Origin of the sequence: Phascolarctobacterium succinatutens (genome assembly GCF_958453765.1) — a bacterium.
Classification (GTDB): domain Bacteria; phylum Bacillota; class Negativicutes; order Acidaminococcales; family Acidaminococcaceae; genus Phascolarctobacterium_A; species Phascolarctobacterium_A succinatutens_B.
The window spans coordinates 44,313-61,076 of the sequence record NZ_CAUDZA010000009.1 but is presented as its reverse complement, the minus strand read 5'-3'; the positions used below and the strand labels follow the sequence as shown (position 1 = coordinate 61,076).

Here is a 16,764-nt window from a genome sequence, read left to right as displayed (position 1 = left end):
AGTGTCCAAACAGGATGTTATTGAGGTTGAAGGTACAATCTTAGAAGCACTTCCCAATGCTATGTTCCAAGTTCAACTGGTTAACGGCCATACAATTTTAGCACATATATCCGGTAAGATTCGTATGAACTTCATCAAGATTTTGCCTGGTGATAAGGTTACCGTGGAGCTTACTCCGTACGACCTCAATCGTGGAAGAATTACTTATCGGTATAAATAATCCAACAGGCAAAGAGGAGGTTTAAATTATGAAAGTAAGACCGTCTGTTAAGCCAATATGTGAAAAATGCAAAGTCATTAAACGTAAAGGCCATGTAATGGTAATTTGCGAAAACCCGAAACATAAACAAAAACAAGGATAAAAAGGAGGTGCACATTAATGGCACGTATTTCTGGTGTCGATTTACCGAGAGATAAACGTATTGAGTATGCTCTGCCGTACATCTACGGCATCGGCCTGACTCTCTCTCGTGAAATTTTAGCTAAAACCGGTATTAACCCGGACACTCGCGTTCGCGACCTGACTGAAGAAGAAGTTGCTAAGATCCGTGAAACTCTGGATCAGGACTATAAAGTTGAAGGTGACCTCCGCCGTGAGGAATCCCTGAACATTAAACGTCTGATTGAAATTGGCAGCTATCGTGGCAGAAGACATCGTATGGGTCTGCCTGTTCGTGGTCAAAACACTAAAAACAATGCCCGCACCCGTAAAGGTCCGAAACGTACTATTGCAGGCAAGAAGAAATAATTAGCGAGGGAGGGATAAACCAGTGGCTGGCAAGAAAGTTGTTCGCAACAAGAAAAAAGTTAGCAAAAACGTAATCAACGGTGTAGCACATATCCGCTCCACCTTCAATAATACTATCGTTACCATCGCTGATACCGAAGGTAATGTTCTGAGCTGGGCCTCCGCAGGCGGCCTCGGTTTCCGTGGCAGCCGTAAGAGCACTCCGTTTGCTGCACAAATGGCTGCTGAAGAAGCAACCAAAGCTGCTATGGAGCATGGCTTGAAACAAGTAGAAGTATATGTAAAAGGTCCTGGCGCTGGCCGTGAAGCAGCAATTCGTGCACTTCAGGCTGCAGGTCTGGAAGTTAACTCTATTAAAGACGTTACTCCGATTCCGCATAACGGCTGCCGTCCGCCGAAACGTAGAAGAGTATAATTGGGGGTGTAAATAGATGGCAATTGATAGAACTCCTGTCCTGAAAAGATGCAGATCTTTGGGCTTAGCTCCCGCATTCATGGGCATTAGCAAGGAATCTAAACGCCAAGTTCGCCGCCAAAACAGAAAAAAGAGCGAATATGGCATTCAGTTAACTGAAAAACAAAAAGCTAAATTTATCTATGGCGTACTGGAAAAACAATTCCGTGGCTACTATGATAAAGCTAAAAAGATGGAAGGCATCACCGGTGAAAACCTGCTGATCCTCCTCGAAAGAAGAATCGACAATGTAGTTTTCCGCCTCGGCTTGGCTAACACCCGCCGTCAGGCTCGCCAAATCGTAAGACATGGCCACATTGCTGTTAACGGCAAACGTCTGGACATTCCTTCCGCATTGGTAAGAGTTGGCGATGTTGTAACCGTTATGGAAAACAGCCGTGCTAAAGAATACTTCAAAGGCATGGACGAAACTCTGGCTACCAAAGCAGTTCCGGCTTGGCTGGTACTGGACGCTGCTAACGTTAGCGGTAAGGTAGACCGTTTCCCGACTCGTGAGGAAATTGATGTTCCTATTGAAGAGCACTTCATCGTAGAGTTGTACTCCAAATAATTAGTGAATATCTTGTGCCACCCACTTATGAGACGTATTGTGGTAATACGCGATAGAAGGAGGCTTTCCGAATGATTGAAATTGAAAAACCTAAGATGGTTACATCTGATGTCAGCGAAGATGGTCGTTATGGCAAATTCGTTTGGGAGCCGCTCGAGAGAGGCTACGGCATCACGCTGGGCAACAGCCTGCGTCGTGTGCTGCTGTCCTCCCTGCCGGGTGCTGCAGTAACCTACGTCAAGATTGACGGTGTTCTGCATGAGTTTGCTACCATTCCTGGTGTTCGTGAGGATGTTGCTGATATCATCCTGAACATTAAGGCTTTGTGCCTTAAAATGGAAGGTGAAGGGGAAAAGATTCTGCGTATCGAATGTTCCGGTGAACAGGAAGTTACTGCTGCAAATATCATTGCTGATAGCGATGTTGAAATTCTGAACCCTGAGCTGCATATTGCGACTTTAGATAAAGACGCAGTTTTCAATATGGAAATCCATATTGATAAAGGCCGTGGCTATGTACCTGCGGACAAAAATAAACAGCCTGATCAGCCTATCGGCGTTATTCCGGTAGACTCCATTTACTCTCCGATTACCAGAGTAAAATTTGCTGTTAACGATACCCGCGTAGGTAATGTTACCAACTATGACAAGCTTACTTTGGAAGTTTGGACAGATGGCAGCATAAAGCCTGATGAAGCTGTTGACATGGCTTCCACCATCCTGATTGACTATCTCAAGCTGTTCCAGACCAGTGATGGCAAAGGTTCTGTAATCACTGTAGCTGGCGGTTCTGAGCCTGAAGCTCCCGAACCGAGCAAGCAAGAGGGTCAAAACACAATGTCTATCGACGATTTGGATTTGTCCGTCCGCAGCAATAACTGCCTGAGACGTGCAGGTATCAATACTGTCGAAGAATTGATCCAGAAAACAGAAGCTGATATGATTAAAGTTCGTAACTTGGGTAGTAAATCTCTGGAAGAGATTAAAAAGAAACTTGAGGATATGGGCTTGCATTTTCGTAAAAACGATGAAGAATAATTAAGGGGGTCAGAAGTACATGGCATACAGAAAACTGGGTCGTAACTCCAGCAACCGTAAGGCTCTGTTTCGCAGCATTTTAACTTCCTTCTTCAAATATGGTAAGATCGAAACCACCGTTACCAAAGCTAAAGAAGTTGCTAAGCATTCCGCTCAACTGATTACTTTGGCAAAACGCAATGACCTGCATGCTCGTCGTCAGGTTATGGCAGTTCTGGTTGACGAAACCATTACCAAAAAACTGTTTGAAGAAATTGCTCCGAAATATGAAGGCAGACAAGGCGGCTTTACTCGCATTTACAGAGTAGGTCCTCGCCGTGGCGATGCAGCTGAAATGGCTATCATCGAACTCATCTAATTTAGAGCTGTAAAAAGCAGGAACTTCGGTTCCTGCTTTTTTTGCGTTCCGGGGATTGTATGTGTATAATAATGTTATGCTAATCCTATTTCCGGATATATGATCCGAAAATACTATAGCTTTAGCATGATACAAACTATCAATATTCCAAGAGGAGGAAGATATAATGCGTTTTTATACAGTAGAGATAGCGGGACGTGAGGAAATTCTTGTTGGCTTTCGTGAGAATGAAGCAGTTTACAGATTGAATTTATTGGCAAGACTTGTGCCGGAGCTGGCAGTTGCGGATATGAATGAATTGATATGCCGTTATACGCCTGAGGTGAAGGCAAAGCTGGAGCGCCTGGCTGATAATGATGATGTTCTGCAGGGCGCTGCAGTAAAGCTTGCGGAAGTAAAGCTATTGGCACCTATCGTTCATCCGCGTCAGGATGTAGTCTGCCTCGGTATTAATTATGATGCACATGCTCAGGAAGCAGGACGTTTTTCCAGTGAAGCCTTCGGCGGTGAACGTCCCTACACAATTTACTTTTCCAAGCGTGTTAACAGAGCAACCGCAAGCGGCGAGAGTGTTCCGCGTTATGAAGGATTGGTAGACAGCCTTGATTACGAAGCAGAGCTGGGAGTAATCCTGGGACGCGATGCCAAGGGTGTCAGCAAAGAAAACGCAGGAGCTTATATTTTCGGTTATACAATTATCAATGATATCAGCGCGCGTAATCTGCAGACGCGTCATAAGCAATGGTATCTGGGAAAAAGCCTTGATGGTTTTACGCCTATGGGGCCGTGTATTGTTACGGCAGATGAAATCGGCGATGAGCAGGCTCTTGATATCAGCTGTACGGTTAACGGAGAGCTGCGCCAGAGCAGTAATACCCGTTATATGATTCAGAGTGTCTGTGGGGCCATTGCAGAGCTGTCAGAGGGTATGACACTAGCTACGGGAACAATTATTGCTACAGGTACTCCGGCAGGTGTCGGCATGGGTATGAAACCACCGACTTTCTTGCAGCATGGTGATAAAATCATTTGCTCTATCGAAAAAATCGGCTCTTTAGAGAATGTTATCGATTAAAAATTGCTAAATGGTGTTGCTTTAATAAAAATACTTGTGTTTTTGTTGCTGATAGCATAAAATAAACTTATAGACCATACTAAATTTAAAGGAGGCTGCAAAATGGGTAAATTCGTAATTTCTCAGGCAAAAAATGGCGTTAAATTTAATTTAAAAGCTGCAAATGGTGAAGTCATTGCCAGCTCTCAGGTTTATAAGGACGAAAAGTATTGCCGTAAAGGTATTGCCAGCGTTATCAATAATGCTCCTGTTGCTCCGATAGAGGACCAGACGGCAGAAGGCTTTACCCCTTGTAAGCATCCGAAATTTGAGGTTTATAAAGACAAGGCCGGAGAATTCCGCTTCCGTTTGAAGGCAACCAACGGACAGATTATTGCTACCGGTGAAGGCTACAAGGCAATGGCAGGATGCAAACGCGGCATTGAGTCCATTAAGAAAAATGTTGTTGATGCCAAAATAATTGTTGAAGCACCTAAAGAAGAAAAAGCTGAATAATGTCAATCAAAAGGACCACTACGCTATAAACACGCAGTGGTCCTATTTTTTGTAACACAACAGATTATATTAGTCTGCTGTGTATTTTTTTGGAAAGCTTTATCCGGAAGAAGTTATTTTCCCCGCAGCTCCAATACAACCATTTCCGGAGCAACCTCTGTACGAACCGGAGGTCCCCAAAAGCCGTAGCCGTTATTGGTGATTGCGGTCAGATTACCAAAGTTTGTACGTCCATAATCCAACTTGTACATTTTTTTCGTTACCAGACGGTTGGGAAAAAGCTGGCCTGTATGCGTATGACCAGCCAGATAAAGATCATAGCCCGCATCTGCAGCGGCATCCATACGGCGAGGCTGATGATCGAGCAGAATACTGTAGTAGTCTTTATTTTGGGAGGAAAGATTTATAAGCTGGCTGTTGGTACGGTTTTTGCTGTAATCATCTATACCGGTTATTTTGATTTTGTTGTCGATAATGGTATCGGTATTGCGCAGGATGTAGAAGCCCTTGTCTGTGAGCATTTGTTGCCAGCGCAATGGTTCATCAAGATAATCATGGTTGCCGAAGGCCATGTAGACAGGCGCTTTGATTTGAGCCAGAGCAGAAAGCGTATCTTCTTCTTCTACATAAAAAATGCGCTCGTCAAGCATGTCGCCGCTGACTACAACAAAGTCTGGCTTTTGCTCATTGACACGTGCTGCCAGACGTTCGGCGTAGTCATGGCCGAGTATTCTTCCCATATGCAGGTCGGTAAGAAAGACAATTTTATAATGAGCATTCTGCGGCAGTTTTTCCGTTACCAGCGCTTCTGTGCGTACTGTCGGGTGAAAGGCGCGCCAGCTGCCCCAGGTAATGAAGCAGCAGATAAAGGCAAGGCCGATGATACTGATTTTGGTTGAAGGCAGCTGCCAACCGCCCAGCTTACTGAAAAGCAGGCAGAGAAGATGAATGATGGCCAACAGAAGTGTGTAGTAGCAAAAAGCAATCCAAAGTCCTTCTATCCACGCAGTGAGCTTGAGCAGAAAATGAGGCGTTCCCTGCGGCAGAATGACACTGATAGCTGTGCCGAGTGTCATCAGCAGATATATAAGCCCGAAGGTCAGTGTGCGGCCGAAGGGCAGATAATGGCGATAATACATATAACCGATGATACTCATGAGAGCATCAATCGTACCGACGAAAAGAAAGATACGCATATTATTCATTAAGGCTCCTTTATATAATTCTTGCTTACATTATACATGTTAGAGTGTACTTTAAGTCAAGTGCTGCGCTAAAGAAAAAGGACTGCTGAGTGCGGCAGTCCGTGAGGTATAACATTATTTGTTCGGAATATCACCGACGCCGTTTAAGATGATAGACGGACGGTAGGAGAATTCCTTAATATTTTCCAACGTACTTACGCCGCTCAGAACAAGAGCTGTCATCAGACCGCTTTCCATACCGGCAACGATATCTGTATCCATACGGTCGCCAATCATAGCAGCATCCTCTGAATGAACATCCAGCAGACGCAAGCCTGTGCGCATCATCAAGGGGTTAGGTTTGCCGACAAAGTAAGCCTTTTTGCCGGTAGCAAGCTCAATAGGTGCGACCAGTGCGCGGCAGGCGGGGATGATACCGAAATCAGAGGGGCCGGTAAGGTCGCTGTTTGTTGCAATCAGGCGTGCTCCTTGGTTAATCAGGCTTACTGCCTTGAGAATCATATTATAATTATAAGAATTTGTTTCGCCGACTACAACGTAATCGGGATTAACATCATTCATTGTGATGCCGGCATCATAAAGCGCATTGACAAGACCGGGGCCGCCGATAACGTAGGCACTGCAGCCGGGGGCCTGCGAATGGATAAATTTGGCAGTGGCGAGAGCACTGGTATAGAAATGACTTTCGTCAACCTCCAGTCCCAGACGTAAAAGCTTTTGCTGCAGTTCTTTGGGACTGCGTTCGCTGGCGTTAGTCAAAAACAAAAAGCTCTTTTTTTCTTCATAGAGCCAGTTTACGAATTCTCTTACTCCGGGCAACAGGTTATTTCCGTGGTAGATAACACCATCCATATCGCAGATAAAGCCTTCTTTTGCGCGAAGCTGTGTTAATAATAATTCATATTTTTCGTTGCTGTCCATAATTTTTACTTCCTTTACTGTTTTAGACACTTATATTATGCAAGAAAAAAATATCTTTTGCAAGAGCTTAACGGGGCAGCAGAAGCCGTAATTAGTTAACAGTTTGTAAAATATTATTCTTTTAAGTGTAGTTTTATCGCTAAATGTTAAAAGAATTCTGAAGATAGACCAACATCCTAGTTAAAGGTTGACATATTAGAAAGATAGTGGTAAAATAAAATATTTTTGACAATAAAGAAGGGGCGTGCTACAATGTATTTATCAGAATTATAATTTTAGGAGGGTTGAAGATGTTTGCGATGGGTGACAGAGTGGTATATCCGCTTCATGGTGGAGCTATTATCAAGGATATAGAAGCACATATACAGGATGGCGAGACTGTGAAGTATTACATTTTACAAATGCTTTTTGACAATATGACAGTGTCGGTACCGGTAGAAAACGCCGAAAAATTAGGTTTACGTTATATTGGCGATGATGAAACTCTGGCAATAATTCAGAATACGCTGCATGAAGTACCGGATGTACAGACGGTGAAGGCGATTTCCTGGAATCGGCGCTTTCAGTTGTATATGCAGAAGATAAAAAGCGGCAGTGTTGCTGAGGTCGCAAGAATCTTTAAAATACTGACTATTTTAGAACGCAGAAAGAAAATTTCCGTAGGTGAGCGCAGATTGCTGCACAGTACGAAGCAGATTTTGCAAAGTGAAATAATGCTGATTAAGGATGTGGACGCAGAGAAAGCGGGCAACTGGTTAGAGCGTTGCTGTAATTAGGCAGAATATAAAGACCGTTTTAAGGCTGTTGAGTTAGAAACTGCTTTAAAACGGTCTTTTTGCAAAATTTTTAGGCCTTTTTTTCATTAATGTCATATTTAAAAAAGTTATTTACTTGTTTTTTGCGGATTATAGCTGTATTATATAATTGATATAATAGTAGGATGAAATACTATGTATCAGAAATTCAGAGAAAGGAGGAATTGAAATGCTGAGAAAAATTATTAGCCTGAGCATATCGTTAATTATTATTGTAACCGGACTCATACTAACAAATTTATCTTTACCGTTTTTATCAAATTACTTGGGCTATGATTTACACGGCAATGGTTTAATGGGAATTACCTTTGCTACCATGATACTGACCTTACCAGGTCTTTTTATATCTTCCTGGCTTGGCTTAGTATTGGCACCGTTTATTACAAAATGGCTGTTCAATTACGCTGAACGTCTGACGGTTTCTCTCTCCGGCGTACCTACCAGTGATATTCTGGTAATGATTTTCGGTATCGGCATCGGTCTGATTTTAGCAAATCTGATAGGCAGTCCTTTTTCCAGACTGCCGGTTATCGGACCGTTTATTCCCATCGTACTAAGCCTTGTACTTTCAGTTGTCGGTGCTAAGCTGGCTTTGCGTAAGCATAATGATATTGTGGAGTTTTTTAACCGCATTCCTACGCGTAAGCCCGTAAAGCCTGTCGATGAAACAAAGAGCGTATTGGAGGGCCCTTTGGGGGACCGTCTTTACAGCAGCAATAAATTGCTTGATACCAGCGTCATTATTGACGGACGTGTTATGGATATTATGGCTGCAGGCTTTTTGGACGGTCAGCTGGTAGTGCCGAATTTTGTGTTGGAGGAGCTGCAGAAGCTGGCGGATTCTTCGGATAATATGAAGCGTGCTAAAGGCCGTCGCGGTCTGGACCTGGTGCATGATTTGCAGATAAGCTACAAGGGCCGTATTCTGGTCGTAGATAACGATTACGATGATCTGGAAGGCGTGGATGCTAAGCTTGTACGTTTGGCAAGACAGGCTAACGCTGACATTATTACCAATGATTATAACCTGAATAAGGTTGCAGGTATTCAGGGCGTTAAGGTGTTGAATATCAATGAGCTGGCGAACGCTATTAAACCGGTAGTTGTTGCAGGCGAGGAAATGAACGTATTCCTGGTTAAGGAAGGCAAGGAGCAGGGACAGGCTGTTGCTTATCTTGATGACGGTACTATGATCGTTGTAGAAAACGGACGTCACTTCATCGGCCACAGCGCAATTGTTGTTGTAACCAGTGTGCTGCAGACATCTGCCGGAAGAATGATTTTCGCAAAAACAAAATAGGAGCTTTGAGATGGGCAAGGATGAACTTATTGTAATTGTTCCGGCTGCAGGCGCCGGTAAGCGTCTGGGGCTGGGGATTAATAAGGCCTTTGCTATGCTGAACGGTGCACCGCTTCTGGTGCACTGTCTGCATATGCTGGAGGCAACAGGTCTGGTTAAGCGTGCCGTTGTCGTGTTGGCGCCGCAGGAGGTTGTTGAAGGCCGTGAGCTTTTAGCCGGTTATCAGAAAGATTATTTTCGGACGCTGCCGTTTTGCGTAGTAGCCGGCGGCAAGGAGCGTCAGGACAGTGTTGCTAATGCGTTGGCCGCAGTAGAGGAAACAGATTGCTATATCGCTGTACACGATGGCGCGCGTCCCTTTGCGGGACGCGCTGTTTTTGAACGCACATTGGCTGCCGCTAAGGTGCATGGCGCCGCAATTGCTGCCGTTCCGGTGAAGGATACCATCAAGGTTGTCGGCACCGACGGTATTGTAACTGCTACGCCTGAGCGCAGTACGCTGATGGCAGTACAGACACCGCAGATTTTTACCGCAGAACTGCTGAAGCAGGCTTACGCGCAGCTGGCGGCACATCCCGCTGCTGTTACCGACGATGCTTCGGTAGTAGAGCTGATGGGCCATAAGGTAGCGACAGCGCTGGGACGCTACGAAAATATTAAAATTACTACGCCGGAAGATTTGCTTTTTGCAGAAAATCTGCTGGCGCAACAGGAGCAGGAAGATGGAAAATAAGATTGTTATACCGCAATTTCGCATCGGCTGCGGCTATGATGTACATAAGCTGGCAGAAGACCGTAAATTAATTCTCTGCGGTGTTGAGGTGCCTTATGAAAAAGGCCTTTTGGGACACAGTGATGCAGATGTAGCTTTGCATGCGCTGATGGATGCGCTTTTGGGCGCTGCGGCCATGGGCGATATCGGCAAGCACTTCCCTGATACGGATGAACGCTTTAAGGGAGCGGACAGCATGCAGCTGACGCTGCATGTCAAAAAGCTCTTGCAGGAGGAAGGCTGGCAGGTTAATAACGTGGATGTGACGATTATTGCCCAACGCCCGAAGCTGGCAGGCTATATTGCCGCAATGCGTACTAATGTTGCCAAGGTCTTGGATGTTGCTGAGTCTGTCGTAAATATTAAGGCGACAACAACAGAAAAGCTCGGTTTTACAGGAAGAGGCGAAGGTATTGCCGCTGAAGCTGTGGCGAGCATTGTCAAGATGTGATATAATAATTAGACTGATAAGTGTAATCTGTTTGGATATACCGGCGGAAGGAAATTTATTTTAGCCGGAGCCGGAGTGATTGTGCTTTTTTGGTAAATCTAATGTTAATAGATAAATTTGGAGGGATATATCAATGTGTAATGATGAAGTTAGAGTAAGATTTGCGCCGAGCCCGACCGGCCCGTTCCATATCGGTGGTGCGCGCAGTGCGCTGTTCAACTATCTGCTGGCCCGCAAAACCGGCGGCAAGCTGATTCTGCGTATCGAGGATACCGACCGTGAGCGTTCTACCCCGGAATCCGAGGAAAATATCAAGGCTGCTTTGAAGTGGCTGGGTATGGACTGGGATGAGGGCGTTGATGTTGGCGGCCCGAACGGACCGTATCATCAGATGGAACGTCTTGATATCTACAAAAAATATACTGACAAGCTGCTGGCAGAAGGCAAGGCTTACTATTGCTACTGCACCGATGAGGAGCTGGAGGAAGAACGCCAGAGCCTGATCAAAGAAGGCAAAATGCCGCGTTATATGGGCAAATGCCGTCATCTGACCGAAGAGCAGATTGCTCAGTTCAAAGCTGAAGGCCGCAAACCGACCGTTCGCTTCCGTGTTCCTGCCGACCAGCAGATTCTCGTTCGCGACATGGTTCGTGGCGATGTAGTTTTTGATTCCAATAATATCGGTGATTTCGTTATTGTTAAATCCGACGGTATTCCGACCTATAACTATGCTGTAGTTATCGATGATGCGCTGATGCACATTACTCATGTAATCCGCGCTGAAGAGCATCTGTCCAACACTCCGCGTCAATGCCTTGTTTATGATGCACTGGGCTTCAAACAACCGACCTTCGGTCACATTTCCCTGATTCTGGGCAAGGACCACACCAAAATGAGCAAGCGTCACGGCGCTACCAGTGTTGACCAATATCGTCAGCTGGGTTACCTGCCGGAAGCTATCAACAACTTCCTGGCACTTTTGGGCTGGGCTCCGAACAGCGAGCAGGAAATCTTCAGCATGGACGAGCTGATTCACGAATTCAGCATGGACCGTGTTGCCAAGAACCCTGCTGTTTTCGATATCGACAAGCTGAACTGGATTAACCAGCACTATATGCGTCAGCTGGATGCGGAAGCATTCTTTGAAGCTGCTAAACCGCACATGATTGCTGCAGGCTACATGACCGGCGAAGAAGAAGGCGAGAAGCTGGCTTGGCTCAAACGCGTTGTAGCAACCGCACAGGAGCACATTTCCTATGCTGCCCAAATTCCTGAATGCGTAGAAATGTACTTCAATGATGAATTCGATTTTGAAAACGAGGAAGCAGAAGCAGTCCTGAAGGCTGAAACTGTACCGACCGTTATCAATATGCTGCTGGAAGGGCTGCCGAAGGTAGAAAACCTGGACAATGCTGCAGTTAAAGCTCTGTTCAAGCAGATTCAGAAAGCAACTAAGCTGAAGGGCAAGGATGTATTCATGCCGATTCGTGTTGCTCTGACCGGCAATCAGCATGGTCCTGAGCTGGCAGCAATGGTTCCGCTGCTGGGCGTTGAGCGTACTGCAAAACGCATTAAATCCAGCTTGGCAAAAGCAGGCGTAACTCTTTGATTGATGACTGACGATAAGGCTTCAACTGCTTCGTAACGGCGTTGCTTGCATCCAAGGCCTTCTCGTCGCTCAGAGAATTTTTGCAAAGGAATAGTTATTATGAGCATTAAAGTATATAACACCTTAACCAAACAAAAAGAAGAATTCGTACCTATTCATCCCGGCAAAGCCAACATCTATGTTTGCGGTGTTACTCCGTACAATCATCCGCACGTTGGTAATGCGCGTCCGTTCGTAACCTGGGACGTTATCCGCCGCTTCCTGGAGCATGAAGGCTATGACGTAACCCATGTACAGAACTTTACCGATGTTGATGACAAGATTATCAACACTGCCAATAAAGAGGGCGTAAAATGGTATGATATCTGCAACCGCTATATTGACTCCTACTTTGAAGTAATGGATAAACTCAATGTGCGCCGTGCGCATGTTTATCCGCGTGTATCCGAGCATATCGATGATATCATCAAAACCGTTCAATGCCTGATTGACAATGGCTACGGTTATGTTGTTGACGGCGACGTTTTCTACAGTGTAGAAAAGTTTAAATACTATGGTCAGCTTTCCGGCCGTAACATTGAGGATATGATGGCCGGCGCGCGTGTAGACGTTGATGACCGCAAGCATAATCCGATGGATTTTGCGCTGTGGAAATCAGCTAAACCGGGCGAGCCTGCTTGGGAGAGCCCTTGGGGTCCCGGTCGTCCCGGCTGGCATATTGAATGCTCTACCATGAGCATGAAGTATCTGGGCGAAACCTTTGACTTCCATGGCGGAGGCAGCGACTTGATTTTCCCGCATCATGAAAACGAGATTGCCCAGTCCGAAGGCTGCACCGGCATTCATCCCTTCGTACATTACTGGCTGCATAACGGCTTTATTACCGTTAACGAAGAAAAAATGTCCAAATCTCTGGGCAACTTCTTTATGGTTATCGATATCTTAGAGCATTACGATCCGGAAACTCTGCGTTTCTTCATTGTTTCCACTCATTATCGCAGCCCGCTGGACTTCAGCGATGCACGTCTTACCGAAGCACAAAAGAGCCTTGCACGTCTGCGTCAGGCACAGGAAACTTTGGGTGAGCTGAGCGAAATGCTGAGCGCCGGCCCGACTGCCGAAAGCTTGGCACTGCGCGAGAAGGTTAAAGAGCTGCGTGAAGCGTTTATGGAAGCTATGCGCGATGACTTCAATACTGCGCTGGCTATCAGCCATATGTTTGCTCTGGCTAAGGAAATCAACATTTACCATAAGGCAGTTGTTGATGCCGGCATTAAACCGGACGGTAAGCTGGTTGCTATGTTCAACGATGTCTTTGCAGAAACCTGCTCTATCATCGGTGTATTGGAAAAAACTGCTGCTCCGGCTGCAGAAGAGGCAGGCGACAGCAAGGAAGCTGAGCTGGTGGAAATGCTTATCGCTATGCGTCAGGATGCACGTAAAAACAAAAATTACGCACTGGCAGATGAGCTGCGCAACAAGCTGAATGAAATCGGCATTGTGCTGCAGGATACTCCGCAAGGCGTAAAGTGGTCTAAGCAATAATGAAATTTGAACAATACAAAATGCTAAAGGAGCATGCCCTGGCAGCCTGTGCGGCTGCCGGTGCTCCTTTTCCTGCAACTAAGGAAATAAATCCGATTCTGTTGGCGTATATCGGCGACGTAGTTTTTTCTATGTATGTCCGTCTGCGCCTTTTGCCGACTTCCAAGCATGTACGCATTGTACATGACATCGGTTCCAAGATGGTTTCTGCAGTGTGCCAATGTCAGGCAATGCAGCAGCTGGAGGCTGGCCTGAGCGAGGAGGAAAGCGTTATTTTCCGCCGCGGCCGTAATGCCAAGTCGATGGTGCCGAAAAGCGCCTCAGTGCATGAATACCGTATGGCAACAGCTTTTGAAGCACTTTTGGGCTGGTTGTTCCTTGAAGAACGCGAGGAGCGCCTGCAAGAGGTTATGGATCTTTCCTTTGATATTATCAGCAAATATATGCAGGAAAATCACAAAAAATAATACCCCTCTATTTGTCCGTTGAAAAGAGAGGAGATGATAAATATGATGGTAAAATTAGTACGTCATACGCCTGAGCCGGAACGTACTGTGGCGATGAGTGCACGCTTGTGCTATTCTCCGATCGGCGCTGCCCAGCTGGAAGAAAAAATCAGTGATGAGCAGGCAGCAAATCTGGTACGCAAATTGGTAAGCATGGGGCACTTGTCCACCTTGGAGCATGTTACTTTTACCTTTGCTATCGAAGGTGTATCCCGCGTTTTGACACATCAGCTGGTGCGCCACCGTATTGCTTCTTATTCCCAGCAATCTCAGCGCTATGTGAAAGAGCATGATTTTGAAACAATCGTGCCTGCTTCCATTGCTTCTAAGCCTGAGGCTAAGGCTAAATTTGACAAGCTGATGACTGAGATTCAGGCAATGTATGATGAGTTTATCGCGCTTGATATTCCGGCTGAGGATGCCCGTTATATTCTGCCTAACGCAACTGAAACGAAAATTGTCTGCACGTTTAATGCACGCTCCTTGCTGAACTTCTTCAGCCTGCGCTGCTGCACCCGTGCACAATGGGAAATCCGTGCGCTGGCTAATGAGATGCTGCGCCAATGTCAGGCTGTAGCACCGGTTATTTTTGAAAATGCAGGTCCAACCTGTGTATCTGAGGGCGTTTGTCACGAGGGCGCTATGTCCTGCGGACGTCTGCAGGCAATTTTGGCGGCAAAAGCCAAGGCAGAGCAAAAGCAGTAAGGAGAAACTATGGCTGAGCAGAATAATGATTTAATAGCTGGACGTAATGCGGTTAGTGAAGCCTTGCGCAGTCAGCGTTCAATAAACAAAATACTTTTGCAGGAAGGCGCTCATGGCGGCAGTCTGGGCGAAATCATTGCTTTGGCAAAGCAAAAGGGTGTACCTGTAGAAACAGTAAAGGCCGAAAAGTTGGATAAGCTGGCTAAGGGCTTGCGTCATCAGGGCGTAGCTGCTTTGGCTGCCCCGATTGCTTTCCGTACTCTGGATGATGTTTTTGCCCGTGCGGCAGAAAAAAATGAAGAGCCGTTTATTCTGCTATTGGATGAGCTGCAGGACCCGCAGAACGTGGGCGCGCTTATCCGCAGTGCCGATGCTGCAGGAGTGCATGGCGTGCTGATGCCGCGTCGCCGCAGCTGTCCGCTGAACGCTGTTGTTGCCAAGATTTCCGCAGGTGCGGTTGAATATGTACCTGTTGTGCAAAGCGGCAATATCGCCCAGACTATCGAAGAGCTTAAGCAGCGCGGCTGCTGGGTTGTCGGTGCTGATATGGATGGCGTTGATTTTTATGCTGCCAATATGAGCGGTCCGATTGTACTGGTAATCGGAGCTGAAGGCAGAGGCTTAGGCCGACTGGTAAAACAAAAATGTGATGATGTTGTTAGCATTCCGATGAACGGCGGCGTTAATTCTTTGAACGCATCGGCTGCGGGAGCTGTCCTGATGTACGAGGTAGTACGTCAACGACATCAATTCTAAAGAGGTGAAGGCATGGGCGAATATCTGATAATTGATGGGTATAATGTAATTAACGCCTGGAAGGATTTTGCCCAGCTGCGCCAGGAAAACCTGGAGCATGCACGCGAGCTGCTGGTAGCGGGTGTGGCAGAATATGCTGCCTTTAAGGGCTATCGTGCTGTCGTAGTTTTTGATGCTCAGGAGGTGGCAGGCGCTGCTGCTTCCGAAAAAATTCATGGCATTGATGTTGTGTTCACCGACGAGGGCGAAACAGCAGATTCCTGGATTGAGCGCAGAGCCTACGAACTGAGACGTGTACAGGCAAAGGTTTTCGTTGTCACCAGTGACTATGCGGAGCAGATTAACATTTTGGGAGCAGGTGCGTACCGCATTTCCTCCCGCGAATTCCGCGAGCAGTATTATAAGACTAAGAAGGAAATTGCCGAGCGTCTGCATGTCCCCAGACGGGCTTTAAACCGAAACGAGCTTGGCGGAAGGGTGAGCGGGCATGTGCTGGCTCATCTGGAAAAATTGCGTCGGGAGAAAAGTTGACGGAAAACACCAGGCAGGATATAATAAAAACACTGATGCTTTTATTATGAAGATATTTGCAATAACTGTTTTGCAAGACAGTGGCAGATAGATAAACAGACGGAGGATATGCTATTGATGGCTACAGATACTGTAATGCAAAACGATCCCAATGACGCTTTTGCAAAAATGACTGATGAGGAAATCGTTTTAGAATCACAACAGCATGATAATGTTTTAGCACAGGAATATCTGCTGCATAAATACAGAAACTTCGTCAGAGCCAAGGCTCGCAGCTATTTTTTAATAGGTGCCGAGCGTGAAGATATTATTCAGGAAGGCATGATCGGTCTTTATAAGGCTATCCGTGATTTCCGTGCCGATAAGCAGGCATCGTTCCGTGCGTTTGCCGAGCTGTGCGTAACAAGGCAGATTATTACGGCGATAAAGACTGCTACCAGACAGAAGCATATCCCTCTCAACTCCTATGTATCGCTTAATAAGCCAATTTATGAGGAGGACAGTGACCGCACGCTGCTGGATGTCATCAGCGGTGTGAAGGTTGCCAATCCGGAGGATATGATTATCAGCCGTGAGGAATTCAGCGATATTGAAAGCAAGATGAATGATATTCTCAGTGACCTGGAATGGAAGGTTCTGATGAGCTATCTTGATGGCAAATCCTATCAGGAAATTGCTGCTGAGCTGGGGCGTCATATCAAATCTATTGATAATGCGCTGCAGCGTGTAAAGCGTAAACTTGAAAAATATATCATCAGCAAAGGAGATATTACTGATCTGCGTACAGTTTACAGCGGACTGCTGGCTATTGATCCGTATGAGCGTTTCAAGAATAAAAATTCCTGAAAAAGCGGATAATTGATAAAACTGTAACAAAAATCTACATCATTTTGAAATTTTCAGAATGGTG

At 45.9% G+C, this 16,764-nt stretch carries 22 protein-coding genes; 20 read left to right on the top strand and 2 right to left on the bottom strand.

Features of this window, described 5'->3' with window-relative positions; genetic code table 11:
* Nucleotide 1 precedes the first annotated feature (1 nt).
* From infA to Q7Q81_RS05340, 9 genes are all read left to right on the top strand, one after another.
* Nucleotides 2–220 (top strand): translation initiation factor IF-1, encoded by a 219-nt coding sequence (infA, locus tag Q7Q81_RS05380; protein ID WP_009145407.1) that lies wholly within the window; start codon nucleotides 2–4, stop codon nucleotides 218–220.
* Nucleotides 221–248: 28 nt separating this feature from the next.
* A complete protein-coding gene (gene rpmJ, locus Q7Q81_RS05375; protein ID WP_004092858.1) occupies nucleotides 249–362 on the top strand; it encodes a 50S ribosomal protein L36 in 114 nt (37 codons plus the stop codon).
* Between the two features lie 17 nt (nucleotides 363–379).
* Nucleotides 380–748, top strand: coding sequence for a 30S ribosomal protein S13 (gene rpsM, locus Q7Q81_RS05370; RefSeq protein ID WP_009145408.1), 369 nt, complete (start codon nucleotides 380–382; stop codon nucleotides 746–748).
* Nucleotides 749–770: 22 nt separating this feature from the next.
* The gene (gene rpsK / locus Q7Q81_RS05365) at nucleotides 771–1,163 is read left to right on the top strand and encodes a 30S ribosomal protein S11 (protein ID WP_009145409.1); all 393 of its coding nucleotides are present in this window, start codon (nucleotides 771–773) and stop codon (nucleotides 1,161–1,163) included.
* A 16-nt stretch (nucleotides 1,164–1,179) separates the two neighbouring features.
* Nucleotides 1,180–1,773, top strand: coding sequence for a 30S ribosomal protein S4 (gene rpsD / locus Q7Q81_RS05360; RefSeq protein WP_009145410.1), 594 nt, complete (start codon nucleotides 1,180–1,182; stop codon nucleotides 1,771–1,773).
* A gap of 71 nt (nucleotides 1,774–1,844) precedes the next feature.
* Nucleotides 1,845–2,810 (top strand): DNA-directed RNA polymerase subunit alpha, encoded by a 966-nt coding sequence (locus tag Q7Q81_RS05355; RefSeq protein ID WP_009145411.1) that lies wholly within the window; start codon nucleotides 1,845–1,847, stop codon nucleotides 2,808–2,810.
* A 19-nt stretch (nucleotides 2,811–2,829) separates the two neighbouring features.
* A complete protein-coding gene (gene rplQ / locus Q7Q81_RS05350; RefSeq protein ID WP_009145412.1) occupies nucleotides 2,830–3,168 on the top strand; it encodes a 50S ribosomal protein L17 in 339 nt (112 codons plus the stop codon).
* A gap of 166 nt (nucleotides 3,169–3,334) precedes the next feature.
* Complete coding sequence (locus Q7Q81_RS05345) at nucleotides 3,335–4,243, top strand: fumarylacetoacetate hydrolase family protein (protein ID WP_304274188.1); 909 nt, start codon at nucleotides 3,335–3,337, stop codon at nucleotides 4,241–4,243.
* Between the two features lie 102 nt (nucleotides 4,244–4,345).
* Nucleotides 4,346–4,738 carry a YegP family protein gene (locus tag Q7Q81_RS05340; RefSeq protein WP_303679998.1) on the top strand — a complete coding sequence of 131 codons (393 nt, stop codon included), beginning with the start codon at nucleotides 4,346–4,348 and terminating at the stop codon, nucleotides 4,736–4,738.
* Between the two features lie 113 nt (nucleotides 4,739–4,851).
* Here Q7Q81_RS05340 and Q7Q81_RS05335 read toward each other — a convergent pair whose 3' ends face one another.
* Entirely contained in the window at nucleotides 4,852–5,943 is a 1,092-nt protein-coding gene (locus Q7Q81_RS05335; RefSeq protein ID WP_304274185.1) for a metallophosphoesterase, read from the bottom strand.
* Nucleotides 5,944–6,057: 114 nt separating this feature from the next.
* Nucleotides 6,058–6,864 carry an HAD-IIA family hydrolase gene (locus Q7Q81_RS05330; protein WP_009145416.1) on the bottom strand — a complete coding sequence of 269 codons (807 nt, stop codon included), beginning with the start codon at nucleotides 6,862–6,864 and terminating at the stop codon, nucleotides 6,058–6,060.
* 290 nt (nucleotides 6,865–7,154) lie between these two features.
* Here Q7Q81_RS05330 and Q7Q81_RS05325 point away from each other — a divergent pair, with 290 nt between their 5' ends.
* The 11 genes from Q7Q81_RS05325 to sigH all read left to right on the top strand — a co-directional run bounded on the left by Q7Q81_RS05325 (nucleotide 7,155) and on the right by sigH (nucleotide 16,700).
* Nucleotides 7,155–7,640, top strand: coding sequence for a CarD family transcriptional regulator (locus Q7Q81_RS05325; protein WP_009145417.1), 486 nt, complete (start codon nucleotides 7,155–7,157; stop codon nucleotides 7,638–7,640).
* Between the two features lie 208 nt (nucleotides 7,641–7,848).
* The gene (locus tag Q7Q81_RS05320) at nucleotides 7,849–8,979 is read left to right on the top strand and encodes a PIN/TRAM domain-containing protein (protein WP_303712717.1); all 1,131 of its coding nucleotides are present in this window, start codon (nucleotides 7,849–7,851) and stop codon (nucleotides 8,977–8,979) included.
* A 10-nt stretch (nucleotides 8,980–8,989) separates the two neighbouring features.
* A complete protein-coding gene (gene ispD, locus Q7Q81_RS05315) occupies nucleotides 8,990–9,712 on the top strand; it encodes a 2-C-methyl-D-erythritol 4-phosphate cytidylyltransferase (RefSeq protein WP_293722822.1) in 723 nt (240 codons plus the stop codon).
* Entirely contained in the window at nucleotides 9,702–10,202 is a 501-nt protein-coding gene (gene ispF, locus Q7Q81_RS05310; protein ID WP_304274182.1) for a 2-C-methyl-D-erythritol 2,4-cyclodiphosphate synthase, read from the top strand. The genes ispD and ispF overlap by 11 nt, the downstream gene beginning before the upstream one ends.
* A 133-nt stretch (nucleotides 10,203–10,335) precedes the next feature.
* Entirely contained in the window at nucleotides 10,336–11,811 is a 1,476-nt protein-coding gene (gene gltX / locus Q7Q81_RS05305) for a glutamate--tRNA ligase (protein ID WP_304274179.1), read from the top strand.
* 96 nt (nucleotides 11,812–11,907) lie between these two features.
* Nucleotides 11,908–13,356: a cysteine--tRNA ligase gene (gene cysS, locus Q7Q81_RS05300; protein WP_368502112.1), complete on the top strand. Its 1,449-nt coding sequence runs from the start codon at nucleotides 11,908–11,910 to the stop codon at nucleotides 13,354–13,356.
* A complete protein-coding gene (locus Q7Q81_RS05295; RefSeq protein WP_210684851.1) occupies nucleotides 13,356–13,823 on the top strand; it encodes a Mini-ribonuclease 3 in 468 nt (155 codons plus the stop codon). The genes cysS and Q7Q81_RS05295 overlap by 1 nt, the downstream gene beginning before the upstream one ends.
* Nucleotides 13,824–13,865: 42 nt before the next feature.
* The gene (gene thyX / locus Q7Q81_RS05290; protein ID WP_040565068.1) at nucleotides 13,866–14,567 is read left to right on the top strand and encodes an FAD-dependent thymidylate synthase; all 702 of its coding nucleotides are present in this window, start codon (nucleotides 13,866–13,868) and stop codon (nucleotides 14,565–14,567) included.
* A 9-nt stretch (nucleotides 14,568–14,576) separates the two neighbouring features.
* Complete coding sequence (rlmB, locus tag Q7Q81_RS05285) at nucleotides 14,577–15,323, top strand: 23S rRNA (guanosine(2251)-2'-O)-methyltransferase RlmB (protein ID WP_304274173.1); 747 nt, start codon at nucleotides 14,577–14,579, stop codon at nucleotides 15,321–15,323.
* A gap of 12 nt (nucleotides 15,324–15,335) precedes the next feature.
* The gene (locus Q7Q81_RS05280) at nucleotides 15,336–15,854 is read left to right on the top strand and encodes an NYN domain-containing protein (RefSeq protein WP_293695880.1); all 519 of its coding nucleotides are present in this window, start codon (nucleotides 15,336–15,338) and stop codon (nucleotides 15,852–15,854) included.
* A gap of 108 nt (nucleotides 15,855–15,962) precedes the next feature.
* Nucleotides 15,963–16,700: an RNA polymerase sporulation sigma factor SigH gene (gene sigH / locus Q7Q81_RS05275; protein ID WP_009145428.1), complete on the top strand. Its 738-nt coding sequence runs from the start codon at nucleotides 15,963–15,965 to the stop codon at nucleotides 16,698–16,700.
* Nucleotides 16,701–16,764: the final 64 nt, after the last annotated feature.

Excerpts from the sequence above, each read along its gene's own strand:
- rpmJ (WP_004092858.1), top strand. The coding sequence starts at position 249 with ATGAAAGTAAGACCGTCTGTTAAGCCAATATGTGAAAAATGCAAAGTC.
- rpsM (WP_009145408.1), top strand. The coding sequence starts at position 380 with ATGGCACGTATTTCTGGTGTCGATTTACCGAGAGATAAACGTATTGAG.
- rpsD (WP_009145410.1), top strand. The coding sequence starts at position 1,180 with ATGGCAATTGATAGAACTCCTGTCCTGAAAAGATGCAGATCTTTGGGC.
- Q7Q81_RS05355 (WP_009145411.1), top strand. The coding sequence starts at position 1,845 with ATGATTGAAATTGAAAAACCTAAGATGGTTACATCTGATGTCAGCGAA.
- rplQ (WP_009145412.1), top strand. The coding sequence starts at position 2,830 with ATGGCATACAGAAAACTGGGTCGTAACTCCAGCAACCGTAAGGCTCTG.
- Q7Q81_RS05345 (WP_304274188.1), top strand. The coding sequence starts at position 3,335 with ATGCGTTTTTATACAGTAGAGATAGCGGGACGTGAGGAAATTCTTGTT.
- Q7Q81_RS05340 (WP_303679998.1), top strand. The coding sequence starts at position 4,346 with ATGGGTAAATTCGTAATTTCTCAGGCAAAAAATGGCGTTAAATTTAAT.
- Q7Q81_RS05335 (WP_304274185.1), bottom strand. The coding sequence starts at position 5,943 with ATGAATAATATGCGTATCTTTCTTTTCGTCGGTACGATTGATGCTCTC.
- Q7Q81_RS05330 (WP_009145416.1), bottom strand. The coding sequence starts at position 6,864 with ATGGACAGCAACGAAAAATATGAATTATTATTAACACAGCTTCGCGCA.
- Q7Q81_RS05325 (WP_009145417.1), top strand. The coding sequence starts at position 7,155 with ATGTTTGCGATGGGTGACAGAGTGGTATATCCGCTTCATGGTGGAGCT.
- Q7Q81_RS05320 (WP_303712717.1), top strand. The coding sequence starts at position 7,849 with ATGCTGAGAAAAATTATTAGCCTGAGCATATCGTTAATTATTATTGTA.
- ispD (WP_293722822.1), top strand. The coding sequence starts at position 8,990 with ATGGGCAAGGATGAACTTATTGTAATTGTTCCGGCTGCAGGCGCCGGT.
- ispF (WP_304274182.1), top strand. The coding sequence starts at position 9,702 with ATGGAAAATAAGATTGTTATACCGCAATTTCGCATCGGCTGCGGCTAT.
- gltX (WP_304274179.1), top strand. The coding sequence starts at position 10,336 with ATGTGTAATGATGAAGTTAGAGTAAGATTTGCGCCGAGCCCGACCGGC.
- Q7Q81_RS05295 (WP_210684851.1), top strand. The coding sequence starts at position 13,356 with ATGAAATTTGAACAATACAAAATGCTAAAGGAGCATGCCCTGGCAGCC.
- thyX (WP_040565068.1), top strand. The coding sequence starts at position 13,866 with ATGATGGTAAAATTAGTACGTCATACGCCTGAGCCGGAACGTACTGTG.
- rlmB (WP_304274173.1), top strand. The coding sequence starts at position 14,577 with ATGGCTGAGCAGAATAATGATTTAATAGCTGGACGTAATGCGGTTAGT.
- Q7Q81_RS05280 (WP_293695880.1), top strand. The coding sequence starts at position 15,336 with ATGGGCGAATATCTGATAATTGATGGGTATAATGTAATTAACGCCTGG.
- sigH (WP_009145428.1), top strand. The coding sequence starts at position 15,963 with ATGCTATTGATGGCTACAGATACTGTAATGCAAAACGATCCCAATGAC.